Below are 25022 nucleotides of genomic sequence, written 5' to 3'. Positions count from 1 at the left end.
CGGCTCACTCACGGCGGGTGGCGGCGGGTCGTGTCGCCCGGGCCGCAGCGCGCTGACTTTGTCTTAAACTCTGAAAGGCGGCCCGTTGCTGTTCGGAGAGAACCGCACGGATCGCCAGCATGCGTTCAAAACGGGCTTTTTCCAGGGCCATTCTCGTATTTTGGAATTTCTGAAAGGCCTGCCGAACCGCTTCGTCCTCAGCATTGGCATCGAGCTGCTCATTCAGCTCCGCACGCTGTTCATTCAGTTCCTCCCGCAAAGCCTTCACCCGGTTGCGGCTTGACTCACGAATCTGCCGCACCTTGGCCTTTTGCTCAGGGTTGAGCTGAACCGTTTTCAACACCTCCTGAATCTGTCGTTCAGGATTTTCGGCCGGCTTTTGGGCCAGTGCCATATCAGGATGGAAAAAACAGGGCAGAAGAAGCAGGGCTATTCCAACAAGGCGCATACCAAATCCTCTCAAACAAGGAAGCTCACATGCCTCCTTGGACGAGAATGATCAGCGCAAGGTTCAGAGCCAAGTAAAAAATTTTGTGCATCCCCTCCCACTGCGGCCTTTTTGCCCGCAATTCTTCTGATTTTGTGCCTTTTTTGCCAAAACCAGTCAGACGACGAAGACGGGAAACCTCAATCCTCCGCGCGGATCGACCGAAAAGATGTAAGGAGGATAATGGTCTTGACCCTGAGCCTTACCCAAATTTTTCTACCGGCGGAAATGCAGGAGCTGGCGAGCCAGAGCGAAGTCCTGATCCAGGACTTTGTCGTGGACGCGCCCCTCGACAAGGTGTGGGCGGTCGTATCCGAACACGACCTCTTACGCCGCAGAATGGGCATGAGCATGGTGAATTTTCAATTTCGCCCAGTAACCGAGGGCGGATCGATGCTCGAGGGCGAGTATCCCATTCCCTTTGGCAAAGCGCATTTTTATGAGCGTCCCTATGAATGGATCCACTGCTCCTATTGCCTGGGGACAAGGCTCTTTGATCAGGGGCCCGTCCGCTACGCGTTTCTCGCCTTTTACCTGGAACCCGTCCACGCGGAGCAGACCCGCGTCAAGGCCGAGATGAGAGTCGTCCTGAAGGGGGCTCTCAAAGCCATCGTGCTGCGGAAGCTCCAGAAAGCAGCCTTGAACTTTCCCCAGGTGATTCAGGAGCTGGCCCGCAATATCCAGTCGAGCCAGCCCCAGAGTTTTGAAGCCTCCCTGAGCCCGCGGCCCGATGCGAACAGGAAGCAGCATCTGCTCGAGGCCCTCAAAAAACTGGAACCGTTTCACGCGCAAATTGAAGCCGTGGCGGATTATGGGGCACGGGCCGGCGAACGATTCCTGCAGCGCCTCAGGCCCTATGAGATCGCCGATTACTATAATTTGCCGAGGCAAAACACCCTGGCCTTCTTCCTGGAAGGCACCCAGGTCGGGCTCTTCACCCTGAACTGGGATATCCTTTGCCCGGCCTGTCGTGGGGCCAAGAAGCAGAGCAGAAGCCTGCGCGAGCTGGAAAAAAAGGTCCATTGCGAAGCCTGTGGCATTAATTTCGAAGTCGTTGAATCCAAGGACGTGGAATTGTCCTTCCGCTTTGCCGGTGAAATCGCCATCGAACCGGCGCCGATCTATTGCATCGGCAATCCCGCTCGCAGCCCGACCATTCATGTGCAGATGCCGCTCGCGCCCCACGAAAAGCGCAAGCTATCCCTGCATTTGCCTGGCAAGACCTATCGCCTGCGCGACATGAAACAGGGCCATCTTCTGCGCCTTGTCGTGCATGACAAGGGTCTGGCGGAACTCCACCATGCGGATCTGGAACGACTGCGCAAGCAAAACGAAGTGGCCGTGCAGCCTCACCTGCAGCTGCACTGGGAAAATACCGGCGATCAGTGGCAGGTTCTGCGCTTTGATTGTCTCGATCCGCACCACGATGCCGCGACCGCGGATCAGGTGGCGGCGCTGCCTGCGTATCGCCATCTCTTTAGTGATGACGCCCTGAGGCCCGGCATGCAGCTCGGGGTGGGACACCTCGTCTTTTTATTTTCCGATATCCGCGGCTCCACGCAGCTCTACCGCGAACTCGGCGATTCCAAGGCCTTCCGCCTGGTTCAGGATCACTTCGCGCTGATGGACAGCTTCATACGCAAAGAGGAAGGCTCCATCGTCAAGACGATTGGTGATGCGGTCATGGCCACCTTTCTGGACGAAGAGGCAGCGATCCGAGCTGCAATGACCATTCAAAAATATTATGAAGAGCATCGGCAGGACAATAACCTGGCCGGCCTCAAAATAGCCCTGCACAGCGGTCCCTGCATTATGGTGAACCTCAATGATCACATGGATTATTTTGGAACCACTCTGAACATCTGCTCACGTCTGCTCGATCAGGCCACCGATGAGGACATCGTGGTGTCGGGCAGCCTGTTCCAGATGCCCAAGGTTCAGGCCTTCCTGAGCCAGCAGAATATCACCTGGACCCAGGACGAACAGATCCTGCGCGGGTTCCAGGGAACCAAGACCTTCTACCGCCTCAAGCTCCTCCGGACCATGCCCAAGCGTCTTATTTCATGACCTTGCTTTGAATTTCCTCCCGAAGTTTTTGCACCAGCGCGTCCACACTGAGGGACTCGAGCCCGTCCGCATCGCGTGACCTCAGGGAAACCCGTCCGGCGGCCACTTCCTGATCGCCTATCACGACAGCATAGGGAATGCGCTCGCCACGGAATTTTCGAATGCGGTTGCCAAGGCTTTGCGCATCGGCATCCAGTTCAACGCGGATGCGGGCTTTTTTCAGCTCGGCCTGCACCAGCCGGGCGAAATCCTCGTGCCGATCGGCAATCGGCAGAAGACGCACCTGGACCGGCGCCAGCCAGAGCGGAAATTTACCCGCACAGTGTTCGATCAGAATCCCGATGAAGCGCTCCATGGAACCATAGATCACGCGATGAATCACCGCCGGATGTTTCCTCTGTCCTTCCCGATCCACATACTGGCAATCGAAACGTCGCGGCAGTTGAAAATCAAGCTGCAGGGTTCCCATCTGCCAGTCGCGGCCGAGGGCATCCTGAATGAGGATATCAATCTTCGGTCCATAGAAGGCTCCATCCCCGGCAGCAACTTCATAATCACCGGCATGCTGATCCAGGACCCGCCTGAGACACGCTTCCGCGCGCTCCCAGTCCGCGGCTTCACCAAGCGCATCGGACGGTTGGGTGGCCAGACGAAAGCGATAGGACAGACGGAAGACCCGGTAGAACTCATCGACGAGCTGCAGGATGCGCAGAAATTCCTGATGAATCGCATCCTCGTGGTCTTCCACAAAGATATGCGCATCATCCTGCTGGAACTTCTGAACCCGCAGAAGTCCATGCAAGGCACCCGAGCGCTCATGACGATGCAGAGCATCACAATCGGATAAACGCAGGGGCAGATCGCGATAGCTATGCCGTTCATGATTGAAGACGATCATGGCGTTCGGGCAATTCATGGGCTTGACGCCATAAACTTCGTCTTCATTCAGGGCCATCACAAACATATCATCCCGATAATGATCCCAGTGCCCGGAGATTTCCCAGAGCTTTTTGGAATTGATGAGCGGGCTGCTGATTTCCGCATACTGCTCCCGCTCATGAACGTCGCGCCACCAGTTGATCAGCTGGTTCAGGACAGCAAAACCCTGCGGCAACCAGTAGGGCATGCCGGGAGCGGTGGCGTGAAAGAAAAACAGCTTCAATTCCTTGCCGAGTTTTCGGTGGTCGCGCAGCGCGGCCTGTTCCAGGCGCTCATTATGCTGCTGCAGTTCGGCCGCATCGGCAAAGGCCAGAGCCTGAATGCGCTGCAGCATGGGACGTTTCTCGTCGCCGCGCCAGTAGGCTCCGGCGATCTTAACGAGTTTGAAACTGTCGGCGGGAATTTCCTGACAGGACTTCACATGCGGGCCGCGGCAAAGATCGATAAAGTCGGCATGCTGATAAATGGAGATGGGTTCGGCGTCGACCTGATCCCGAGGCTCACCGTGTTCATCAAAACCGCCCTGCACGAGACCTTCCAAAAGCTCCAGCTTATAGGGTTGCGCGGCGAAGAGTTTGCGGCCTTCGGCGGCGTCAATCTCCCGATAATGAAAAGCATGACCTTCCTGGAGAATGGCCTTCATACGGGCTTCGATGGCCGGCAGGTCCTCGGGCACCAGGGCCCGTGGCAAACCAAAATCGTAGTAAAATCCGTCCTGAATCGGAGGACCGCCGGCGAAGTGCACCGGTCCTTCCTTGTGAAAGTGATCGCGGACAGCTTGCGCCATCACATGAGCCAGACTGTGGCGCAGACGGAAAAGTGCGGAATCCATGGGCTTACTCCCTGCTCGGGCCCAGGCCTCCGCGCCAGCACATGCCCGGACACAGAGTGCCTGGGCATTTGTTTTGGACAACAAAAAACCCAGGTGCTGGGACCTGGGTTGTATCAAGCTCAAATCATAAAAAGCTCAACAACGCCAAGGCCCTGCCTTTGTTGTTGTTGTCGTCGTGTTGAGATTGCGGATCGATTTCATAAAAAAATTCCTCGCTCCCTACTCTTATAACAAAATTCTTTTCGGCAGAACAAGCCTCGGCCTTGAGTCTGCGTCCTCAAGGGCCTTTCAACTTGCTTTTTACCTGTTTTTTCGCAAGACTTCCCGACCGAGCCGCTACTGAGGGAGGGCTTCTGTATGTCACTATCGCTTGATGCCACCTATGCCCTGATGAAGGAAAAACTGCAGGGCCTTGTTCCAGAGTTCGAACTGGAGCATAAAGCTGAATTGGCTTATGAAATCAATAAGCTCAAGGAAGAACGCAACGCCATCATTCTGGGTCATAACTATATGGAGCCCGCGCTGTTCCACGCGGTCGCTGATATCACAGGGGACTCCCTGGAGCTATGCCGCAAGGCCGCAGCTACGGATAAGGATATTATTGTCTTCTGTGGCGTGGAATTTATGGCGGAAACAGCCAAGATTCTGAACCCCACCCGGAAGGTCTTGATTCCTTCCAAGAAGGCGGGCTGCTCCCTGGCGCAGAGCATTACAGCGGCGGATGTTCGGCAGTTGCGTGAACAATTCCCAGGCGTGCCGGTGGTGACGTATATCAACAGCTATGCGGATGTGAAGGCGGAAACGGATATCTGCTGCACGTCAGGCAACGCGGTGAAGATTGTGAATCAACTGGAGAGCGACCAGGTGATTTTCATTCCCGATGAGTTTCTGGCGAAGAACGTCGCGAAGCAAACGGGCAAGACGATTATTTTTCCGGAAACGGATTTGAATAAGGCGATGCAATCGGGTGGCGACCTGAAGAAGGTCTTTATCGGCTGGCATGGCCGCTGTGAAGTGCATGAACTCTTCACGGTGGAGGACATTGCACAGGTTCGCGAGCAGTATCCTGATGTCGTGGTGCTGGCGCATCCTGAGTGTCCGCCGGATGTGGTGGATGCTGCGGATTATTCCGGCAGTACATCGGCGATGATCAAGTACGTGCAGGAAGTGAAGGCCTCCCGGTATCTGCTGCTGACCGAATGCGCGATGGCGGATAATATCATCGCCGCGAATCGGGACAAGGAAGTGCTGCGACTTTGCAGCCACCGTTGCCCGCACATGGCGCAGATTACGTTGGAAGATACCTTGGCTTCGCTGCAGAATCTGCAGTACGAGATTCATTTGGAAGAGGACCTGCGGCTTCGTGCGAAGCGTTCGATTGATCGGATGCTGGAGATGTCGTGAGTGTTGTGCTCCGGCCTCCCTGTCCCCGCCTCTGCCAGCCGCTGCCAGCCTCTGCCCAACCCCGGCGTCAGCCGCGGGGGGCAGGGGGCTGGGGCAAGCAACCGTCACCCCGCGAAGCGGGGCCACATATCCGAACCTAATCCCCCTTCGCCTTAATATCCTTAACATCCGAAAAATCCAGACTCAAAGGCCCCACCGGCGAATTCACAGTCACCGTCGCCTGCAAAGTCACCGGCAGTTCTTTCAACCCCGGGGAATAATAAGCCTGCCCAAACTTCAACGCTGAAGCCGTGGTCAGAGTCAAAGGCAGCTTCACCGCCTGCTTCACCCCTGGCGGCAGATGAATGGCTTCCAGCGCCTTCCCCTTCCCGAGCGTCATGCCCAGGGCATCCACCTGATATTCAATCCCCGAAAGATCCAACGCATAATCATTCGGATTCAAAACAGCCAGCGTCGCAAAAAGCTCAACTTCGGTTATACTCACCTGCCCCAGCGTAACATTCGTCAATTCCACCTGCGGCTTCTCAGGCACGATATTCATCGTCGTACAAGCCGCCAGAATCCAACCCACAAGCAGTACCCAAACCTGTTTCATTCTGATCCTTTCAAACACTCTCAACAAACTGAGTCACCAGTTTCGAAACTATCCCATAAATCGACAGCTGCGGATTCGCCCCCACACTGGTTGGAAACAGCGAACCATCCCACACCCAAAGATTCTCCAGCTGATGATGGCGCCCCTGGCTGTTCACCACTCCATAACGCGGCTGCTCACTCATCCCACAGCCACCCATCACATGCGCACTGCCGAGCCGCATGCGCATCGTTTCAAACGCAAAGTTATCCACGTCCCGGCGGAATTCCTGAAAACTCTTATAATCCCGTGCATCGCCATGCCCTGGAAAATAAGCCTCCGCCCCGGCCGCAAAATAAATCTCACCGATCGCGATATAGGCCCGCTTCACAGCATCCATCACATAATCCGTGATCGGATAATCCAGCACCGGCGCCCCCTGCCCATCGATCAGCACCGCACCGCCCTGGCTTTCTTCATGAAAACCATCCCGCAGCAACGCCAAGGATCCCGCCGTATGATCCAGCTGCTCCATCCGGTGCCGATGCCGTGGGCCGTGCCCGCGCATGATGACCGAAGCGAACAGCGGCTGCAAAGGGGCGGCTTCAATCTTGAATCCCATGCGTCCGCTGACACCGTGCTGCCATTGATAATGATCGGTGTACACCGACTGGGGCGCACCGTGAAAGGGATCGGTCGCCTCGGCAAAACGCGCAAAGGCAAAGGCGCAGGGATGCAAAAACGTGCGCCGACCGAGCGTGCGATATGGGTCTGGCGCTTCCGAACGCAACAGCAGACTGGGACTGCCGATGGCTCCCGAGGCGAGCACGAAATATTTCCCGCGCACCCGCAGGGTCCTGCCCGTGGGCCGGTTTCCATCGGGGCCCAGCGCCACACCCACGAGCTCCTGCACCCCGTTCGAACTCAGATTTAATTTTTGTGCGCGCACGCGGTGCACCAGCCGTGCCCCACGTCGCAGCGCTTCCGGGATGCTGGTCACCAGCATGGATTGCTTGGCATTGGTGGGACAGCCGAGTCCACAGTAACCAAGGTTCCAGCAGCCTTTCACATTGCGGGGAATGGCTTTCACAGGAATGCCCAGTTTTTCACAGCCACGCAGCAGGACTTCATTATTTCGATTGGGAGCGATCCATTCCACGATACTGAGTCGCTGCTCCACCGCAGCAAACCAGGGCGCCAGCTCCGCAGCACTCAGGCCTTTCACGCCAAAGGTTTGGGCCCAATATTCCAGCGTCGGTTCCGGCGTGCGAAAACTCGAAGTCCAGTTCACCGTGGTCGAACCACCGACCGTGCGGCCCTGCAGAATCCCGATCGCGCCATCCCGTGTCGTACGGGCCATTCCTTCCTGATAAAGACCGGTGTATGCGGCCAGCTCCTCCAGCTGAAAATCCTGCGAGGTATGCAGCGCCCCTTCCTCGATCATGATCACCCGCAGTCCGGCCCGGCTCAGAATCTCTGCTGCCGTGCCACCGCCTGCGCCCGTGCCGATGATAACGACATCAGCCTCCCAGACCTCATCGCGGGTGAATTCAGCTCCGTTGAACACCTGCCATTTTTCGTCCTGCATGGCCTGTGCAAAAACATCCGGCAGACTCATTCCCGCACTCCTGCCGAAAAACGCCGCAAAAAGGGTTGAATGGCGGCGGGCACATCCGGATAGCGCAGGGCCACGGTATTGGCGCGAACCCCGTAAAAAGCAAACTCAAGGATCTGCACCAGCGATTGATAGCCAAAGCGCTTGAGGCTGATGGAGCTGCGTTCCCACTGATTCAAAAACTCTTCCACCTCCGCGCGCGGAGCCTTGTCCCAACGGGTCCAAAGGCCAAGCAACGCCCGGGTCAGAGGCATCGATAAAAGATCGAGGAGCAGCATCAGATCCTGGCGACTGCGTTCCGAGAGACAGTCGATCACATGATCCAGGCCCTTCAAGGTCAGTCGGAGAAGCTTTTGATCCTCGGGATGATCCGGATCCAAATCCACACCCAAAGCCGCAGGCAGGAGCACCACAAGAACCTTGTGATCGCTCGGCCGCAGATGTTTAAAAGTCACATCCTGGACAAAATCCGGAGCATCCGCAGCCAACAGCCAAGGCGAACTCACCAGAGTCGGCACGGCCACCAGAGTCTGGGCACTATAGGTCAAAAAAACACGCCGCGAATGAGGAGTATCCATGCAAGCCTCATAGATGAAAGGCATTGGGAGAGCGATTTTAATGCAGCGCTGCGAAAATTCCCAGCCGCCAATTGGAAAGAATATGGACTTGCTCTGGACATGAGGCGCTGCATTGGTTAGCAAAGGACTGGCATTTATGCCTCCCTGCGGCAAGGAGCACCCATGTCTGATCTACAAAACTTCATTGATGTCCCCACCGGGGCGCAGCGCTTTGTGCCACGCACCCTTCAGAGCATGAAAACCTCGCTGGCCTTTATCGTGGATCAGCGCTGGGCGTCCCTCATTTTTCTGCTCGTCTATTTGGGGTTGATGTACTGGGACTATCAAAGCGCTCTGGGTCTTCCCACGCCGCCTCCACCGGAGTGGACGGAGAATTGGCCGGAGTTTCTGGATCCGATTAAAACCCAGCTGGCTCGGGAAGGGCTCACGACCTGGCGGGCGATGCTCGCGGGATTTGTGACGCTGCTCTACTGGGGCAATGCCCTGCTCTATATCGCCGACCGTTCGGCCGCCTTCCCGGGCGACTCGGTGGTGGGGCTGGGACGCTATATTCTGCGTGGCATGGCCATTGCGATTTTGCTGAGCGTCCCTTTGGGCATCGGCCTCATGCTTCTGATCATCCCCGGCCTTCTGGTCGCCGGCATTATGATGGCAGCCGCCACCATCACCATGTTCCGCGAATTTGGAATTTTCCGCGCCATCGGTGAGGGTTTCCGCGTGATCACCCAGAATCTGCCCGGACAGAAGCGAATCCTCGGCTTCAGCCGCAGCTTTGTCCATATTGTGGGCGCCTATGGGCTGGTGATTGTGGTCTCGTTTCTCGTGACCCTGCTCGCCATTTTTGTGGCCTCCGGTCTTGGGGCCCTGGTTCCCGCTCTTTCCCGGCCCCTGGGTTACCTGCAGTCCGTGCTCTCCAACCTGATCGGATCGTTTTTGAATCTCAGTTTTTCCATTTTTGTATTGAAATTGTATGCAGAGTATCGAACGCTTATGCGGAGTTAGCATGACCAGGGCCATTCCTGGCAGAAATGGCCATCAAAGCGGGAGTTGCGTGCGATGAAGATCTGGATTGATGCGGATGCCTGCCCACGGGCGATCAAGGATGTGGTGATACGCGCCGCTGAACGTTTAAAAATTCCGACCACATTCGTGGCCAACAGTTTTCAACAGCTGCCGCGTTCCGCGGTTCTGAGCTTTGTGCAGGTTCCCAAGGGTTTTGATGTGGCGGACAGTTATGTCCTCGCGCACTGTGAGGAAGGTGATGTGGTGGTGACCCAGGACATTCCTTTGGCAGCGGAGCTGGTGGCCAAAAAAGTTCATGCCTTGAATCCACGCGGCGAGCACTACACCGAGAGCAATATTCGGGAACGCCTCAATATGCGTGACTTCATGGATTCCATGCGGGGTGCTGGGATGGCGACCGGGGGGCCGCCGCCATTCAATGAGCAGGACGTCAAACTCTTCGCCAACAGCTTTGATCGACTCTTGACGAAGCTGACCCGACCTTAGTCCGGATCTGCTTCGGGTTCAACTCATCCAATCATGAATATTCCAGGCATGCGGTCGATGCATCCACTCCTCCTGCTCGACCAGATCGCGATAAAGCTGATGCCAGTAGCGATCATGACCGAATTCAGGAAATGCGCGTTGAAACGCAGGATCATCGCGTCGATGCGCAATCCACGCAGCAAAGTGCACCATGCGCATGGCCCTGAGTGTTTCAATCAAACGCAGGCTTTCCCAGGGAAATGGCCGCATCTGCTCGTAGGCTGTCAGAAGATGCTGGAGCAGCTGCTGGGCATAGCGATCGCGTCCGGGCAGGAGAAGCCAGACATCCTGGACGGCCGGCCCGCGCATGGAATCATCGAAGTCCACCCAAAAGAAATGGCTGCCATACTGCAGAAGATTTCCGAGATGACAGTCGCCGTGAATTTGAATGCAGTCGCTATGCGCAAAGAGTTGCTTCGCCTGTTCCGCCAGGCGATGCACGAGATCCGCAAAGGGCTGGCGCAGGGTTTCCGGGATCAGGTGTTCCCCCTGCAGATACTGAAAGTTTTTGTTAAGGAAAACCTCAGGGGTGAGCTGAATACGATGCTGCGCCTGCATCCGGGCCCCTACATTATGCATGCGACCGAGGAGGCGTCCGATCTGCTCGACATCCTCGGTTGTCAGCTCCTGCGGGGAGCGTCCGCCGACCTTGGGAAAGATTGCATAATGAATATCGCAGTCCGGCAGCTTGTGCAAAGTTTGACCATCGACCAGCACCCGGGGCGCCACGACCGGTATTTCCACATCCTGCAGCTGCATCAGGAACTGATGTTCCTCAAGGATCTGTTCCCGGGTCCAGCGGCCTGGACGATAGAACTTCGCGATGACCAGGTGATCGAGCGACTTGCTGCGTCGCGGCCCCTCGTCCACGTCCAATTCCATTTCGTAGACCCGGTTCTCCATGCTCGCATGCGCCATGGTACGGCCCGTGCAGCGTAAACCCAACGATTTTTCCACCGCATCAAGCACGCGCTCCGGCGTCAAACCGTAGAAGTATTGTGTTTCCTGGGATCCCCACGCTGATTGCACCATACCGACTCTCCTCCAACCTATGCTATCTACTTAGACAAAATCCGCTTTTTCGGCCAGCACCAATCCAAAACCGGAAATAAAATAACGCAAAAGTAATCCTTGCCGGTACCCAGCCCGTCCATTTATCCAAAAAAAATACTGAGTGTTTTCAGAAGATTGTTCCGGGCCCGCTCAATACCTTACGCAGAACGCCGAATCATTCACCAACGAAAGACGCGTGAGCCTAGTATTGTGAAAGGACTGCACATGAGAACGAGCCACTCTGTCAAATGGATTTTGGCCGGAGCCTTGATAATGCCGGGGCTCACGGGATGTTCGTTCTTCGGAGGAGGAGACGAAACCGAGGAAGTCGCGACCAGTGAGGAAACCTTGGAAGCTGCGCCGGAAGGTGAAGAAGGCATGCCCGCGGAAAACATGGACGCGGAAGCCATGGGCGCCGAATCCAATGCCATGGGAATGGACGGCAATGCCATGGGAATGGATGGCATGGGCGCGGAAAGCAATGCCCTGAATGATGCCGCCGTAGCCGAAGCCGCGGAAGCTGCAGCCGGTCCTGCCGGTGGTGGACTGCCAGGCAGCGAAATCCCACCTGAACTGCTTGCCAACGGCGGCATGCCGTCTGCAACGGATCCGAGTGCGGCCGCCAACGCCATGGGAACAGAATCTTTAGCCCCTCCAGGCGGGGGATTTTCGGCAGCGCCCGGTGGTGTGCGGGTCTACTATGTGAATGCCGCTTCGGCCACCTTGCATAACAGTCCGGATGCGACCAGCCAGTCGGTGGGCGCCTTGAATAAAGGTGATCCTGTCCTGGTGAAAGTCGAAGGCAACTGGGCCAATGTTGTGAACCGTGGATGGGTGGAACTTGCTTCCCTCTCCATGAGCCCTGTGTCTCGCGTCAAGCCGGCCAAAACCTGGAACTAAGAGTGGACATCAGAGGGGTTTGCACACTATGGTAAACCCCTTTTTTCAGCTTCCTGCCAGCAGGGAGGACTCCAATCCTCCACTCATCTTCAGAAACTTCCTGTCATCTCATTTCACTATGATCAGCTGATGGACCGCCCAAGGGCGACGGCCGAACAGGCTCGGTAAAGAGACGCCAGACCTCGTCCCAATTAAAACGGGCCTTCGGATCACGGCCTTCGAGCAGCGAATCCACCAATTCCTTTTTCTCGCCATGCAGCGTGTGAATCAATTCCTCAATCGTGCCCCGGGCCCGCATTTTGTAGACCGTGACGGCCTGTTTCTGGCCCATGCGCCACGCGCGATCGCTGGCCTGAGCTTCCACCGCGGGGTTCCACCAGGGATCCATATGAAACACATAGGACGCGCGGGTCAGGTTCAGCCCGGTGCCACCGGCTTTCAAGGAAATCAGGAACACATCGCCTTCCCCGGCTTGAAAGGTATTGACCAGCTCCTGCCTTTGAGCAATGGGCGTCTGCCCATCCAGATAAAGCACGCGAATGCCCACCCGCAAAAGCTCATCTTCAATCAGGCGTAAAAAGCCGGTGAATTGGCTGAAAACCAGGGCAGCGTGTCCCGCCTCCTTCAGCTCCAAAAGCCTTTCGGTCAGGATATCGATCTTGGTCGCCCCGCCCTGCCATTCGCTGTCAACCAGCGTGCGATGGCAGGCCGCCTGGCGCAAACGGGTCAGGGCCGCGAGCACCTGTATCTTCTGTTTTTGCAGGGCCTCATCATCCGCCGCGAGCGTTTCCACCTTGTCGATCGCTTCCCCGCGCAAGGCATCATAAAAGGTCTGCTCCTCGTCGTTCAGATCCACCCACAGATCGATTTCGGTTTTGGGGGGCAGCTCGGCGAGGTGATCCTGCTTCAAACGTCTTAAAACGAAGGGTTGAATCTTGCGCTTCAGCCGCTCGCGTGCCGTGGACGATTGATCGCGTTCGATGGGAAAGGCAAAGGATCGGCGGAAGCGTTCCCAATCCCCAAAAAGTCCAGGGGAAATGGTGCGGAACAGCGACCAGAGTTCACCCAAATGATTTTCAATGGGTGTTCCACTGAGCGCCAGGCGCCACCCGGCGGGAATATCCTGCACGGCCTTGGCGGTTTTGGTTTGGGCGTTTTTCACCTGCTGGGCCTCATCGAGCACGAGGATATTCCAGGAGGTTTGGGCCAGATGCTCGCTATAACGCATAACGAGACCATAGCTCGCAATCACCACTTCACCCGCGGTGAAGGTGCGACTGCGGCCGCGATCACCCAGTTCACGCAGGACGACGATCTTCAGTTCGGGACAGAAACGGGCGGCTTCGGCCTTCCAGTTATAGGCCAGCGAACTCGGTGCGATCACCAGCGAGGGGCCGCGGTCCTTGTATTTTAATAGAATGGCGAGCGACTGCAGCGTTTTGCCAAGTCCCATGTCATCCGCCAGGCAGGCGCCCAGTCCGGCTGCTGCGAGATGATTCATCCACAAAAAACCATCCTTTTGATAGGAACGCAGGTCCGCCCTCAAACCGGCAGGAAGCGCAGCATCCGCCTGACGGCTGCGTTTGGCTTTTTGTACGAGTTTCCAAAAGCCCTGGGAGGCTTCGGTGAAATCGAGTTTTTCCAGAGCCTCCAGCTGCTCATCCGATTCCAGTGCGGCGAGATTCAGCTGACAGCCTTCCTCATCCTCGTCGATGCTTTGCACGAGGGGTTCCATCTTCTGGCGGAATTGTTCGGTGATCACAGCCCACTTGCCATCGCTAAGGCGCAGGTATTTTTTCTTTTGACGGCAGGCGGCGAGCAATTCCCGCAGCGCAATTTTCTGACCGTCATCCATTTCAAGCCAGCCATCGACCGCGAACCAGTCGCGTTTTTCACCGGCACTCACACGCAGGGCCTGATCCTTCACCAGGGCACTGACGGCATAAGGTTTCTCCTTGCCGGCGAGGGCGGCGGGCCATTCGATCAAAAGATCGAGATCCTTTTTATGTTCCTCGATGCGGGCCATCAGGGCGAGCGCGACTTCATCATTGTAGGCGATGAAAATGGAGTTTTCCGGTTGCGGCAGGATATCCAGATCAAGGAGCGTTTCCACCCGCCGGGACAGCTGCCGTTCAGCGGCAAAATCGCGAATGAACTGCCGCAGGGCTCCGCGGCGGCTGCGCTCCCGGAGTTCCTCGGATCCTTCACCGGCACGCACGGAGGTGCCGGGACTCAGCTGAATCCAGACCTCGACCTTCATGCCGCCGCGTTGAAAGGGGCTCAGACGCAGCATGGGTTGCGGAGCTTCGACGCTGACCCGCTCCACGGGACGATCGCTCCAGAGGACGGCGATGCCGGGATCGAGTTTTTCGATAAAGTCCAGCATGGCATCACGATCCTGCAGGGGAATCAGACGCTTCTGCTGCTGCACGCCACTGATGAGGCCTTCGCTGCGTTTATCGAGAGGACAGATGAAAAGCATCTGAGCGGCTTCATCAAACGCGATCAAACCATGCCCCGGCACGAGTTTCCAGGGTGGCAGGCGACCCGGGCCGACTTCGATATGCAGACGGTAACCGTCCTCTTCCTCGCGAATGCCGAGCTGCCAGGTGCCAACCCGCACCTCAATGGGATCGCGCGTGTCGCGGTTTTCCAGAACGATGGAATTGTGACCTTCGACGAGGCGCAGGATTTCAAAGAGTTCCTGATCCGGCCGCTGACCGCCTTGCAGCAGGGACGTGCGCAAACTCTGTGAGATGGGATCCTTGAATTCCGCCAAAGCGTGGATGAGTTCGCTGGCTTGCCAGCGGCCTTGCTTATGCCAGCTGGCGTCCTTTTCATAGCGCGGTTTCGTATAACGCTCGGCACTCAGTCCTCCGGAGGACGGATCCCAGAGGAGGAGCCAGCGTTGTTCGAGCAGGAGTTCCTCCTCGATGGCCAGACTGTCTCCATCTGCATGCAAAAACGTTTGCAGCTGGGCCAGCGCGTCATCCGGTTTTTCCTGTTTCAGAATATTATCGAGCCGGTGCGCCACGACTGTTTGCGCCAGATACATATGATGGCAGCGGATAGGATCCAGGCTCAGCGCGTCGCGGAGGCAGCTACATTGAATTAAGGTAAAGTCGCTGTCGAGGTCGAACAGCGGAAAGGTCATGTCCACTTTTTGCAGCTTGCCCTGATCCCGCACCAGAACCAGAAGGTGCTCGCCCGACAACTGTAGCTCCTCCACCGCCTGCGGCCCGAGTTTATTGGCTTTGGTGCGATGTTTGGGCTGATATTCGCGCTCCAGATCGCGGCGCAGATATTCACGCAAATTGACACGGACTGTGGATTCCAGGTCGATGAGAATAGGATCTATGGGTTCCAAGAACGAACTCCGCTCGAAATTGGCAATTGTTGGTGCCGACCAGGATGAAAAATCGTGCTGGCTCCACCCGCAGACAAATTCCAGGATGCTTCATCGTTTCAATTTTGATAAGGATAAAAAATGCAAATCAGAAGAAATGGGGGGGGGGATCGGGATTCGATCCTATAGGTCGGGGAGCTCGCCCTAGCTCCACCGACACTAGAGGGGATCAAAATAACTCGAAGGAGTCATTTCCAGTTCTAACAGCATCTGAAAAATTCATGAAATTATTTATTCTTATAAAACGCGATCAATTACACTGTTGCATGGAAACAAAAACCCTCGCTGAAAAAGCCCCTTTGTTCATGCCTCTCGACACCGGCGTTCAACTGCAGGAAGCGCTTGGCAAAACGAGTGATTCATGGCTAGAACTGTCGACAGAGTCGACATCAAGTTGCTTTTAAAGCGTATTTTTGACGGAGTAAAGTATGCAGTTCAGGATTCCAGCCGTGCTGGCGGCCACTCTTTTGGCCCAAATTGCCACGGCTGCCGCACCCGCGACCCCGGCGCCGTCCAGTGCCATCCCTGATCGTCGGGAATTTCCAGTCAATCCCAACATCAGCCCCTGCGAAAACTTCTATGAGTATGCCTGCTCCAACGTGATCAGCTCGTTCAAGCTGCGCGACGACCGCAGTTCGCATACCTTTGCGTTTTCTGATTCCCGTGAACGCATTCTCGACAAGAAAAAAGCTTTCCTTCAGGATCTCGATCAGCAGCTGCGCAGCGGCAAGGCCCTGTCCGACCGCTCGAAAACCCTGGCGACGGTATACGGCGCATGTATGAACGTCGATGGTCGCAAGAAGGAAGAGCAGGAGTTGGTGAAAGACACCCTCGCGAAGCTCGACAAAATCAAAACCCGCGAGCAGTTCCTGAAATTTCTCGCCGAACAGCGGGACGCGGCTCTTCCCACCTTCGTCGATGTCGGCAGCACAGCGAATCAGGATAATCCCGATCACTACGATTTCCTCTTTATGGGCAACCTGATGACTCTGCCCGAGCGTTCGTACTACCTGAAGCCGGACGTCGCGGGTGACTATCAGAAAGTCATCGAAAAATTCTTCACCACGATCGGTGATAAAAAAGCCGCGGAAAAAGCCAAAACTGTTTTGGCCATGGAAACCGACTTTGCCAAGGTCTATCCTTTGCCGGCCGAAATGCGCGAAATCTTCACGCGCAAGACTTCAATCAGCAAGGGCGATGTCCTGAAGAAATATCCAAGCTTCCAACTCGCCAAGGAACTCGAGCGCGTTCCCAACAACACCAACATTCGCCACTTCGTTCCGGAAACCTATGCCTATCTGGAAAAAACCCTGGCGAAGGAAGACCTGAACAAGCTGAAGATGCTTTACGCCTATCAGGCTCTGTCGCCCGTTATGGATGATGCCTATCCGGATTTCTTCAACACCCGTTTTGCTTTCCGTCAAAAGCATCTCGGCGATTCGAAGGTCCGTCCTGAGCGTCAGGAACGTTGTACGCAGATGGTGATGCGTTCCTTCAACAAGGAGCTGGATGCTGAAGTTCTGCCTTTGATGTTCCCCAATTTTCCTGAGGAAAAATTCATTGCCCTGGCCGAATCGGTTCGCAGTGCGATCATCGAGGGCGTGAAGGAAAACAAGTGGCTGACTCCGGAAGGCAAGGCCGGCGCCATCGCCAAGATGAAGAACGCCAAGCTGCAGCTCGTGAAGCCGCGGAATGAAGAGGAGTGGCACTTCAATCCAACCGCCACCTACTCCCTCACCACGCCGCTCGCCAACCATGTGGCGCTGGAAAAAGCCCTGACGGAACGCATGTATAAGGAACTGGCTCAGAAGCGTAACAAGAACCGCTGGGGTATGGGTCCTCTTACGGTGAATGCCTACTATAGCCCAGCTGACAACAAGTTTGTGATGCCGATCGGTATTCTGCAGTATCCGTTCTATGATCCCAGCCTGCCTGTGGAAGTGAACCTGGGCGCGGTTGGAGCTGTGATCGGTCACGAGCTCGGCCATGGCATTGATGATCAGGGTGCCAAGTATGATGATACCGGCAAACTGCGTCAGTGGATGAGTAATCAGGATGTCGACAACTTCAAGAAGCGCGGTCGTGCTTTTGTGGAGCAGTTCAACGAGATCGGACACAATGGCGAGCTCACTCTTGGTGAAAACATCGGTGACCTGACCGGTGTGACCTTTGCCTACCGCGCCGCTTTCCCGAATGGCAAGGGTGACAAGGAAAAGAAAAAGGCATTCTTCCTTCAGTATGCACGCGTCTGGTGCGGCGTTGAGCTGCCCAAGATGGCCGAAGCGATGCTGAAAACCGATCCCCACAGCCGCGGCTGGGCACGGGTGAATCAGCAGGTGAAAAATCAGCCCGCGTTTGCCGAAGTCTTCTCGTGCAAGAAGACGGACGCCATGGTGCTGCCTGAAGACAAGCAGGTTCGTATCTGGTGATAGCTTGAAGAACGGGTTCCCTCCGGGAACCCGCTTCTTTCATGCCATCCCCGCACGGGTGCCATACTCCGCAACCAACGGGTCACCCCAAGCGTCATCTGACTCCACTTGCGTCATCCCCCAGGGGACGCCAACTCCCAAACCACCGTTTCACACCAAGCGTCATCTGACTCCACTTGCGTCATCCCCCAGGGGACGCCAACTCCCAAACCACCGTTTCACACCAAGCGTCATCTGACTCCACGTGTCATCCTCGAAGGGGACACCATCGCCCAACCACCGTTTCACACCAAGCGTCATCTGACTCCACGTGTCATCCTCGAAGGGGACACCATCGCCCAACCACCGTTTCACAAGCGTCATCTGACTCCACATGTCATCCCCGAAGGGGACGCCATCGCCCAACCACCGTCTCACAAGCGTCGTCCCCGAAGGGGACACCATCGCCCAACCACCGTCTCACAAGCGCCATCCCCGCAGGGGACACCATCGCCCAACCACCGTCTCACAAGCGCCATCCCCGCAGGGGATCCCCATCCGCGCCAAACCACTGTCATTGTTTTCTCATCTGGAATCTGCTTCAATAATAGCTCCCCACGCGCGAGAGGAGCCCGCCGTTGACCGACAGAAAAGATCTCAAAAGAATCAAAACCGGGCTTTTCGATCGCAGTCTCAGCCTAACCAAACTGGCCATCAGATCCGGCGCCGGCATCGCGGTGAGCGGCATCAAGGGCATGCTCTCCGACTCGGATACCAAGGAGCTGCAGTTCAAAATCCTGCTCGAAAGTCAGGCACGGCTTCTGGCCAATGAACTGGGGAATTTGAAGGGCAGTCTGATGAAAGTCGGACAGATGCTGGCCCTTTATGGCGAGCATTTCTTCCCCGAGGAAGTCGTCCGCTCCCTCAAAACACTCAATGAACAGAGCCCCACTGTCGCCTGGCCGGAAATTCAACGCATCCTCAGCACGCGCATGAGTGCCGAACGTCTCTATGAACTCGACATCGACCCCGAACCTCTGGCCGCAGCCTCCATGGGCCAGGTGCACCGCGCCCGCATCAAAGCCACGGGCGAGGAGATCTGTCTCAAAGTTCAATATCCGGGCGTCGATCAGGCCATCGACACCGATATCAAAGCTCTGCGTTCCATCCTCGGCATGTTCAAAATCATACCAACGCAAAGTGAAGGCTACGAGCAGCTCTTCCAGGAAATCCGCACCATGCTCAAATTTGAGCTGGATTACGAACGCGAGCTGCACTTCACTGAATTGGCGCGGGAACTGCTCAAGGATCAACCCCAGTTCGTCGTTCCCCGATGCCATGCGCGTTATTCCTCGAAACGCATCCTCGCGACAAGTTATGAACCTGGTTTCAACCTGGACAGCCCCGAGGTTCAAGGCCTTGCGCAGGAACGGAAAAATCGCCTGGGCGAATCCTTCGCCTGGCTCTTCGTGCATGAACTCTTTCACTTCCGCATGATGCAAACCGACCCGCATTTTGGCAATTACAAGGTCCGCATCAACGCGTCCGGCGATGATCAGCTCATCCTTCTCGACTGGGGTGCTGTTCGAGATTTTGACGAGGTTTTTGTCACAAGTTATCGCCAAATGCTGGAAGGCGCACTCACGCAGAATCGCAGCATGATGATTGCAGGTGGCGAGGCCGTGGGTTTTCTGCGGCCCGAGGACAGTGAGAAACTGCGGGACTCCTTTGCCGATATCTGCTCGGTGGCCACCGAACCCTGGCTGCCGCCGACGGATCCGCGCGTTCCTGCCGCGCTGGTGGATGGCAAAGGCTGCTATCTTTGGTCACGCAGTGATTTACCCACGCGCATCACGCAGCTGGCGACCCGCTATGCCTTGTCCTTTAAAATGAGGCCGCCGCCGCGCGAGGTCCTCTTTTTGGATCGCAAAATCGGCGGCGTCTTTATCATCCTCAAGATCCTCGATGCCCGTTTTCAGGGTCACAAACTGCTGGCGCAATGGCTGCAGCGGGGCTGAAACCCCACAGCTGCATTGCACGCGCCAGGAGCACCCCGTCGCCACTGCAAAGTTTAGACATAAAATCCCTCTCTTTCGGTGAGTCTTCAGAAGTAGTTCTTCTAAGCGCTCATCGCCAGCGGGAAATGCAAAAAGAGTTTTTCGAAATGATCAACTCAACATGGTCGCTGATTTGGCTTTTATGCGATCGCGATAAACATGATCAGAAAAGGCGGGCGGCCAAAGCGTTCAGGTCATCCCACACCAGCGCGCGCTCCTGGTAACCATCTCCCGCTTTGATGCGATCCGTATCCACCGCACCGAGATGGTGATAGAACTGCATGGCATTGTCATTGCCAATCATACAGTAGAGATACATGTTCTGAGCAGCAAGCCCAAGGGCATGTTGCACGCAGGCCTGCATCAGAGCTTTGCCGGCACCCATTTTTTGAAAGCGCCTGGGAATATTTATCACCCAGAGTTCACTCTCATAACCCCAATCTTCCCGGGGCGCGCCGGCCGATCCAAAGCCGAGCAGCTCGCCATCCCGAAACACCCCAAAGTTGGCGAGACGGTTCTTGGGATTTTCTTCCGTCAGGATACGCCTCCAGTTCAGCTCCGTCCGGGCATCATCCAGCGCATCCAGGCGACTGTCAGGCATCAAACCGCGATAGGTGTCGCGCCAGGTTTCATTATGGAGTCGTGCCGTTGCCGCGGCATCCTCCAGCATTAAGGGGCGCACTACGAGTGTCATGACCAGTCCCTCCTCATGGAACGCAATTTGAGCCATTCTACGGCATGCTAATGGCCGGTCAACTGCCAGCTTTCCCCAGGCCGCGCCTCAAGGTAATAATCCACCACCGACTGCAGGTAAGCCTGAGCCTGCTTCTGCGCCTCGTCCCTTTGTTCAAGGGGAAAACTGTTATAGAGGATACGATCATTCTCCTGATCATAAACCAGTTCGCCACGATCGGTGACCCAGCCTACCCCGCGACCGATTTCATAGTACGCATAGGATGGAGCATTCTTATCAAACAGATCATTGCCCCAGGGATAGGCACTGCTCTCGAGCTTCATCTGATGCAAAAGTGTGGTGGTCAAATCCACCTGACTGCCCACCCGATCCCAAAGCCGACCGCGGAATTCAGGACGCAAGGCCCCGCCCCAGAGCAGCAAAGGAATGCGTCGATAGCCTGGCTGCCAGTTTTCACGCGGCCTGTAACTGCTATGACTATGATCCGCGACCAGAACAAACAGCGTATTCGCGAACCAGGGTTCCTTCCGCACGCTGGCAAAAAACTTCCCCAGCGCGGCATCCGAATAGGTTGCAGAACACACATAGGCAGCTTCACGCCCTTGCCTCGTGCAGTTTTCACGCCCTGGGAAATCATAAGGCGCATGACTGCTCAGGGTGAAAAAAGCGGAAAGAAAAGGCTTCGGCCTTGTGTTCAAATGCTCCGCATAGACGGGCGCCACCACTCCATCCGGCGCTCCCATCGAGCCCTGCGGCAGCTGGGGAAGATCGTCGTCCTCAGTGATCAGACGAAAGCCGTTATTCAAGAGAAAGGCCTTGATATTGCCGTACTCCAGCTGCCCGCCATAAAAAAAGTCGGTCTCGTAACCAAGGGCACCGAACGTGGCGGCAAAGCGCGGCAGCGTCTGACTCTTCCCCGGGTTTTCCGTAATGGTCACCACCGGCAGAGCCGGAAAACCGGAAAAAATCGAGGCGATGCCCTGCTGGGAGCGATTGCCGTTGGCATAAAAACGCGTAAAAAGCAGACCCTCATGAGCCAGGGCCGAAAAATTCGGGGTAATGCCCGGCTCTCCGCCGAGTTCCTCGACAAGATCCGCCGACCAGCTCTCCAGCACGATAAAGACCAGGTTAGGCCGTCTGTTGCGCAGAATCGAGACCGGCTGAGGACGTCGCTGTGCCGGTTCCCGCAGTTTCTGCAGCGTGTGCCGCGCCTCTTCACGACTCATGCTTTGAAATGGATTTTCGCCCGATAGGAATTTTCCGTTATGACTCAGATCGAGAAGAAAGAACCAGGCTGTGTTCGTCGCCGCATCATTGAGAACAGCATTCTTCGAAAAATACACACGGCTGACGTTAATCGGAATCGCCTTGATCCCGCCGCGCGCTGTCACTCCCAGGATTGCCGGCCAGAGCACGAGCAGCAGCGCCACGTTCAGACTGATATGCGTCTCCTGAAACGGCAGCCTTTTTTGATGGCGATAAAGGCCAAAGATCAGAAGAACACTGACCCCCACTGCAAGCCCGAGCCCCAGAAAAAACTGCGAGGCCGCCGTCACCTTCCACACTTCGCTGGGTCTTTGCAGACTGGAAAGGGCAAGGCTATTGATCTTGGTTTTCCATTCCGGATACAAAAGGGCATCCGCAACAGCCAGAAACGTGACGGCCAGAAGCAGCACGGACGTCACAACATTCGCGGCCGTGCGGGCCTTACTTTTTGGAAAGGGCAGACTTACGAGAACGAAAAACCAGGCGATCACCGTGGTGTAAGCTGCCATCGCCGTGTCGAGCTTCAGCCCCTGTACGAAGCTGTTCAAAAGTCCCCAGAACTCCAGTTCCTGAGGGACAATGGACCCGACATTGATGGTCAGAAAAATCAGGCGATGGACTGCAAAGGCCAGCAGCCAGTAAAGGTAGATGAAGAGCAAATAGAAATGCATGAGCCACCGTTCAAAACGCTATGGCTCCACTGTCGGTTGTTCGATGGGGACAGTTAACCAGCCCCTGACAGCCATCATTAATGCATTGATTTTATTGAATTAATCCAACCGACGAGGCAGGTAAATCGGAACGTCAATCGGAAACCCGGCCCGGGCCTGAGGCTTCGCTTCCATGAATCCTTCTGAAACGTTTCCATAGGCCATGGAGCATCTGCCCTGCGGTGATCAGCACCAAAAGCAGGAAAACCAGGGCCGCAGCGTTGTTGACCCAGGCATCGGGAAAGTTAAAGCCCAGCTTATTATGAAGAACGTATTGAATAAATGAATGCGGCAGCACCCGTTCCCCAAGCTCGCGTTTCACCGACCAATGCAAATCGGTCAGGAAGCAATAACCCCAGCCGTAAAACGCTCCAAGACCCAGCCATGACAGGGTGGTGAGCAATAGGGTCCAGCGGTGCAGCCGGCGCGTGCGCGCCCACATCCAGCCGAAGACATTGATGCCAATGACCAGCAGATGAACCAGCATCAAGAGATGATCCAAAAGGCCCAGAGCCCACACCGGCGCCATAAACTAAAACTGCCTCGTGCGCAGCAACACAAGCGTGCAGGCTTCCTCGACTTCGATGCCCTTCTCCTGGGCCACCTCAATCAGCCGATCGTTTTCGGCGCCAGGATTCAGAATAATCCGCTGCGGATTCAGCTTCAGTATGCCCGGAATCATGGGCTCAAGCCGACGCGGGTTCACATAAACTGTAAGGGTATGCGGGCGAGCAGGCACATCCTCCAGCCGCGGCACCACCTTCACGCCGTCAACATCCTTCAGATCAGGATGCACACCAATAATGTTTTCATAGCCATGCTTTCGAAGAAGATCCATGGCCATATGACTGTAACGCCGCGGATCATCGGACAGCCCCAGGATAACCATCAGATCATTGGCTTGCGGCATGTTCAGCTCCTTTGCTCATCGCGCGTCATCCCATCGCCTTTCACGCCCCACCTTGGGACGCGGCCCGCTCATAGTCGCTGAGCCGGGCGCCGGATGCAATAAGCACTCTTTGCTGGGCCGCCCATGTCGCTTTTCCTCGGCATCCCGCAGAGGGGGAATTCCGCCCTTTTCAATAGCCGGTAGGCGTCCCCTTCAAAAGGCTGCTATTATTTTCCTATGATGCCGGTATTTTTTTGCCACAACACGGCCGGGGAGGCTTCATGTTCCCGATACTCCATGGTTTGCCCAGAAGCGTTTACTTCCTCCTGCTTGGGGTGATCGTGGCTTTGGGCGCTCCGCTCGGCTGGTGGATCTGCTCGCGCTTTGTTCCGCCGGAACATGCGGAGGAGCTGGTGTATCTCTATATGGCTATTGGCACGACGCTGACCTTCGGCAGCTTCGGTTTTCTGATGGGTCATTCGCAGGATCTTCTTTATAAACTCATCGAGAAGGATTCGCTGACGATCCTTCTGAATCAGAAGGCCTTTTACCGGCACATGGAAGCCTACTATCAGATCGGTCTTCGGTATAATGATTCGATTGGTGTGATCATGCTGGACATCGACAACTTCAAGCAGGTGAATGATCAAAACAATCACCTCGTCGGCAGCGATATCATCAAACAGTTCGGTCAAATCCTGGCGATCATGACCCGCGAAACTGATATCGTGGCCCGTTATGGGGGCGATGAATTCATCATCGGCATTCCCCGGGTGGAAAACGCCGCGTCCGCGATGAACATGGCGGAGCGGATTCGCTCCACCATCGAAGCCCGCGTGTTCTATTCCCGTGGCGCCAAGGTTCAGGTGACGATCAGCATGGGGCTTGTCGTCAGTCTCTGCAACAGCTCCACCAGCATCGATCAGCTGGTGCAGGAAGCCGATCAGATGCTCTACAAGGCCAAACGCAACGGCCGCAATCGGGTGGAGGCTCTGGTGAAGTCGGGCGACAGCATCCAGGCCTCGGCGTCCTGATCAATATTCATCGCCCTGGGGCGCCTTGCCGTTCGGCGGGTTCGTTCCCTGCAAACTCAAAACGAAAGCGGTCACCGCTTCCACCTTTTGCTGTCCAATGATCGGTCCCCAGGCCACCATTCCCATCGCGGGGATGCCATCGCTGACAGAAGCCAGCACCATCTCCGGTGTGCCGCCATGAATCCAGAATTTATCCGTAAGATTGGGCCCCACGGTCCCCTCCCCCTGCTGCCCATGACAGGGCGAGCAATGCGCCGCATAGAGGCCCTTGCCTTCCTGAATCAGCTTCGGCTCCTGAAGTCTGGCCACGATATCGTCGGGACTTAATGCCACCTGTTCACGGGCCGCCATGAGCTGCTCATGCGTTTTGCGATCCTGAACAAGATCCTCTTTGAGGCCCGGCTTGTTCAAAATATGAAACCAACCGAAGTACCCCAGACCAAAGATCATGGAAAAATTGAAAAGGGCCACCCACCAGGTCGGCAGCGGATTATCCAGCAGTTCGATTCCATCAACCTTTTCAGGACGCAATTCATCCTTGTTCTTACGCATGGCTCACGC

The 25022-nt window shown here is 56.0% G+C and carries 21 protein-coding genes; 9 read left to right on the top strand and 12 right to left on the bottom strand.

The window, feature by feature from the left end:
- Nucleotides 1–4 precede the first annotated feature (4 nt).
- A complete protein-coding gene (locus OLTU_RS12220) occupies nucleotides 5–448 on the bottom strand; it encodes a Spy/CpxP family protein refolding chaperone (RefSeq protein ID WP_141733044.1) in 444 nt (147 codons plus the stop codon).
- Between the two features lie 222 nt (nucleotides 449–670).
- On the opposite strand from OLTU_RS12220, the gene OLTU_RS12215 reads away from it, so the two are divergent.
- Complete coding sequence (locus OLTU_RS12215) at nucleotides 671–2554, top strand: adenylate/guanylate cyclase domain-containing protein (RefSeq protein ID WP_141733043.1); 1884 nt, start codon at nucleotides 671–673, stop codon at nucleotides 2552–2554.
- On the opposite strand, the gene thrS is transcribed toward OLTU_RS12215, so the two are convergent.
- Nucleotides 2544–4325 carry a threonine--tRNA ligase gene (thrS, locus tag OLTU_RS12210; protein WP_141733042.1) on the bottom strand — a complete coding sequence of 594 codons (1782 nt, stop codon included), beginning with the start codon at nucleotides 4323–4325 and terminating at the stop codon, nucleotides 2544–2546. The two genes, OLTU_RS12215 and thrS, sit on opposite strands and share 11 nt — an antisense overlap.
- A 357-nt stretch (nucleotides 4326–4682) precedes the next feature.
- Between thrS and nadA the strand changes: the two genes are divergently transcribed.
- The gene (gene nadA, locus OLTU_RS12205; protein ID WP_141733041.1) at nucleotides 4683–5729 is read left to right on the top strand and encodes a quinolinate synthase NadA; all 1047 of its coding nucleotides are present in this window, start codon (nucleotides 4683–4685) and stop codon (nucleotides 5727–5729) included.
- Between the two features lie 136 nt (nucleotides 5730–5865).
- Here nadA and OLTU_RS12200 read toward each other — a convergent pair whose 3' ends face one another.
- From OLTU_RS12200 to OLTU_RS12190, 3 genes are read right to left on the bottom strand one after another with little or no spacing between them, the layout of a single operon-like run.
- On the bottom strand, nucleotides 5866–6324 hold the full coding sequence (locus tag OLTU_RS12200) for an LEA/WHy family protein (RefSeq protein WP_141733040.1): 459 nt from the start codon (nucleotides 6322–6324) through the stop codon (nucleotides 5866–5868).
- A 10-nt stretch (nucleotides 6325–6334) separates the two neighbouring features.
- Nucleotides 6335–7921 (bottom strand): GMC family oxidoreductase, encoded by a 1587-nt coding sequence (locus OLTU_RS12195; RefSeq protein ID WP_141733039.1) that lies wholly within the window; start codon nucleotides 7919–7921, stop codon nucleotides 6335–6337.
- Nucleotides 7918–8496: a hypothetical protein gene (locus OLTU_RS12190; protein ID WP_141733038.1), complete on the bottom strand. Its 579-nt coding sequence runs from the start codon at nucleotides 8494–8496 to the stop codon at nucleotides 7918–7920. The genes OLTU_RS12195 and OLTU_RS12190 overlap by 4 nt, the downstream gene beginning before the upstream one ends.
- 162 nt (nucleotides 8497–8658) lie before the next feature.
- Here OLTU_RS12190 and OLTU_RS12185 point away from each other — a divergent pair, with 162 nt between their 5' ends.
- Both OLTU_RS12185 and OLTU_RS12180 read left to right on the top strand, forming a co-directional pair.
- A complete protein-coding gene (locus OLTU_RS12185; protein ID WP_141733037.1) occupies nucleotides 8659–9498 on the top strand; it encodes a hypothetical protein in 840 nt (279 codons plus the stop codon).
- Between the two features lie 54 nt (nucleotides 9499–9552).
- The gene (locus OLTU_RS12180; RefSeq protein WP_141733036.1) at nucleotides 9553–10005 is read left to right on the top strand and encodes a YaiI/YqxD family protein; all 453 of its coding nucleotides are present in this window, start codon (nucleotides 9553–9555) and stop codon (nucleotides 10003–10005) included.
- Nucleotides 10006–10023: 18 nt separating this feature from the next.
- Here OLTU_RS12180 and OLTU_RS12175 read toward each other — a convergent pair whose 3' ends face one another.
- The gene (locus tag OLTU_RS12175) at nucleotides 10024–11076 is read right to left on the bottom strand and encodes a serine/threonine protein kinase (RefSeq protein WP_141733035.1); all 1053 of its coding nucleotides are present in this window, start codon (nucleotides 11074–11076) and stop codon (nucleotides 10024–10026) included.
- A gap of 246 nt (nucleotides 11077–11322) precedes the next feature.
- Between OLTU_RS12175 and OLTU_RS12170 the strand changes: the two genes are divergently transcribed.
- On the top strand, nucleotides 11323–11997 hold the full coding sequence (locus tag OLTU_RS12170) for an SH3 domain-containing protein (protein WP_141733034.1): 675 nt from the start codon (nucleotides 11323–11325) through the stop codon (nucleotides 11995–11997).
- A 103-nt stretch (nucleotides 11998–12100) separates the two neighbouring features.
- Here OLTU_RS12170 and OLTU_RS12165 read toward each other — a convergent pair whose 3' ends face one another.
- Nucleotides 12101–15364 (bottom strand): DEAD/DEAH box helicase, encoded by a 3264-nt coding sequence (locus OLTU_RS12165; protein WP_141733033.1) that lies wholly within the window; start codon nucleotides 15362–15364, stop codon nucleotides 12101–12103.
- A gap of 44 nt (nucleotides 15365–15408) precedes the next feature.
- Here OLTU_RS12165 and OLTU_RS12160 point away from each other — a divergent pair, with 44 nt between their 5' ends.
- The 3 genes from OLTU_RS12160 to OLTU_RS12150 all read left to right on the top strand — a co-directional run bounded on the left by OLTU_RS12160 (nucleotide 15409) and on the right by OLTU_RS12150 (nucleotide 19829).
- Complete coding sequence (locus OLTU_RS12160) at nucleotides 15409–15807, top strand: hypothetical protein (protein WP_141733032.1); 399 nt, start codon at nucleotides 15409–15411, stop codon at nucleotides 15805–15807.
- Between the two features lie 24 nt (nucleotides 15808–15831).
- Nucleotides 15832–17832 carry a M13 family metallopeptidase gene (locus OLTU_RS12155; RefSeq protein WP_141733031.1) on the top strand — a complete coding sequence of 667 codons (2001 nt, stop codon included), beginning with the start codon at nucleotides 15832–15834 and terminating at the stop codon, nucleotides 17830–17832.
- A 617-nt stretch (nucleotides 17833–18449) separates the two neighbouring features.
- The gene (locus OLTU_RS12150; protein WP_141733030.1) at nucleotides 18450–19829 is read left to right on the top strand and encodes an ABC1 kinase family protein; all 1380 of its coding nucleotides are present in this window, start codon (nucleotides 18450–18452) and stop codon (nucleotides 19827–19829) included.
- 202 nt (nucleotides 19830–20031) lie between these two features.
- On the opposite strand, the gene OLTU_RS12145 is transcribed toward OLTU_RS12150, so the two are convergent.
- From OLTU_RS12145 to OLTU_RS12130, 4 genes are all read right to left on the bottom strand, one after another.
- Nucleotides 20032–20562 (bottom strand): GNAT family N-acetyltransferase, encoded by a 531-nt coding sequence (locus OLTU_RS12145; RefSeq protein ID WP_176736550.1) that lies wholly within the window; start codon nucleotides 20560–20562, stop codon nucleotides 20032–20034.
- A 47-nt stretch (nucleotides 20563–20609) separates the two neighbouring features.
- A complete protein-coding gene (locus OLTU_RS12140) occupies nucleotides 20610–22499 on the bottom strand; it encodes an LTA synthase family protein (RefSeq protein WP_141733028.1) in 1890 nt (629 codons plus the stop codon).
- 133 nt (nucleotides 22500–22632) lie between these two features.
- Nucleotides 22633–23067, bottom strand: a complete 435-nt coding sequence (locus OLTU_RS12135) for a DUF2784 family protein (RefSeq protein WP_141733027.1) — start codon at nucleotides 23065–23067, stop codon at nucleotides 22633–22635.
- Between the two features lie 3 nt (nucleotides 23068–23070).
- Complete coding sequence (locus OLTU_RS12130) at nucleotides 23071–23448, bottom strand: CoA-binding protein (RefSeq protein WP_218109997.1); 378 nt, start codon at nucleotides 23446–23448, stop codon at nucleotides 23071–23073.
- A gap of 260 nt (nucleotides 23449–23708) precedes the next feature.
- On the opposite strand from OLTU_RS12130, the gene OLTU_RS12125 reads away from it, so the two are divergent.
- Entirely contained in the window at nucleotides 23709–24461 is a 753-nt protein-coding gene (locus OLTU_RS12125) for a GGDEF domain-containing protein (protein WP_141733026.1), read from the top strand.
- On the opposite strand, the gene OLTU_RS12120 is transcribed toward OLTU_RS12125, so the two are convergent.
- Entirely contained in the window at nucleotides 24462–25013 is a 552-nt protein-coding gene (locus OLTU_RS12120; RefSeq protein ID WP_141733025.1) for a c-type cytochrome, read from the bottom strand.
- Nucleotides 25014–25022: the final 9 nt, after the last annotated feature.

The organism is Oligoflexus tunisiensis, assembly GCF_001748245.1.
Classification (GTDB): domain Bacteria; phylum Bdellovibrionota_B; class Oligoflexia; order Oligoflexales; family Oligoflexaceae; genus Oligoflexus; species Oligoflexus tunisiensis.
This window is presented reverse-complemented; position numbering and strand designations above follow the sequence as displayed.

Coding starts and splice junctions, on each gene's coding strand:
- OLTU_RS12215 (WP_141733043.1), top strand. CDS start 671: ATGGTCTTGACCCTGAGCCTTACCCAAATTTTTCTACCGGCGGAAATG.
- OLTU_RS12220 (WP_141733044.1), bottom strand. CDS start 448: ATGCGCCTTGTTGGAATAGCCCTGCTTCTTCTGCCCTGTTTTTTCCAT.
- OLTU_RS12170 (WP_141733034.1), top strand. CDS start 11,323: ATGAGAACGAGCCACTCTGTCAAATGGATTTTGGCCGGAGCCTTGATA.
- OLTU_RS12155 (WP_141733031.1), top strand. CDS start 15,832: ATGCAGTTCAGGATTCCAGCCGTGCTGGCGGCCACTCTTTTGGCCCAA.
- OLTU_RS12180 (WP_141733036.1), top strand. CDS start 9,553: ATGAAGATCTGGATTGATGCGGATGCCTGCCCACGGGCGATCAAGGAT.
- OLTU_RS12190 (WP_141733038.1), bottom strand. CDS start 8,496: ATGGATACTCCTCATTCGCGGCGTGTTTTTTTGACCTATAGTGCCCAG.
- OLTU_RS12160 (WP_141733032.1), top strand. CDS start 15,409: ATGAAAAATCGTGCTGGCTCCACCCGCAGACAAATTCCAGGATGCTTC.
- OLTU_RS12195 (WP_141733039.1), bottom strand. CDS start 7,921: ATGAGTCTGCCGGATGTTTTTGCACAGGCCATGCAGGACGAAAAATGG.
- OLTU_RS12125 (WP_141733026.1), top strand. CDS start 23,709: ATGTTCCCGATACTCCATGGTTTGCCCAGAAGCGTTTACTTCCTCCTG.
- OLTU_RS12175 (WP_141733035.1), bottom strand. CDS start 11,076: ATGGTGCAATCAGCGTGGGGATCCCAGGAAACACAATACTTCTACGGT.
- OLTU_RS12200 (WP_141733040.1), bottom strand. CDS start 6,324: ATGAAACAGGTTTGGGTACTGCTTGTGGGTTGGATTCTGGCGGCTTGT.
- thrS (WP_141733042.1), bottom strand. CDS start 4,325: ATGGATTCCGCACTTTTCCGTCTGCGCCACAGTCTGGCTCATGTGATG.
- OLTU_RS12185 (WP_141733037.1), top strand. CDS start 8,659: ATGTCTGATCTACAAAACTTCATTGATGTCCCCACCGGGGCGCAGCGC.
- OLTU_RS12135 (WP_141733027.1), bottom strand. CDS start 23,067: ATGGCGCCGGTGTGGGCTCTGGGCCTTTTGGATCATCTCTTGATGCTG.
- OLTU_RS12140 (WP_141733028.1), bottom strand. CDS start 22,499: ATGCATTTCTATTTGCTCTTCATCTACCTTTACTGGCTGCTGGCCTTT.
- OLTU_RS12120 (WP_141733025.1), bottom strand. CDS start 25,013: ATGCGTAAGAACAAGGATGAATTGCGTCCTGAAAAGGTTGATGGAATC.
- nadA (WP_141733041.1), top strand. CDS start 4,683: ATGTCACTATCGCTTGATGCCACCTATGCCCTGATGAAGGAAAAACTG.
- OLTU_RS12130 (WP_218109997.1), bottom strand. CDS start 23,448: ATGCCGCAAGCCAATGATCTGATGGTTATCCTGGGGCTGTCCGATGAT.
- OLTU_RS12145 (WP_176736550.1), bottom strand. CDS start 20,562: ATGACACTCGTAGTGCGCCCCTTAATGCTGGAGGATGCCGCGGCAACG.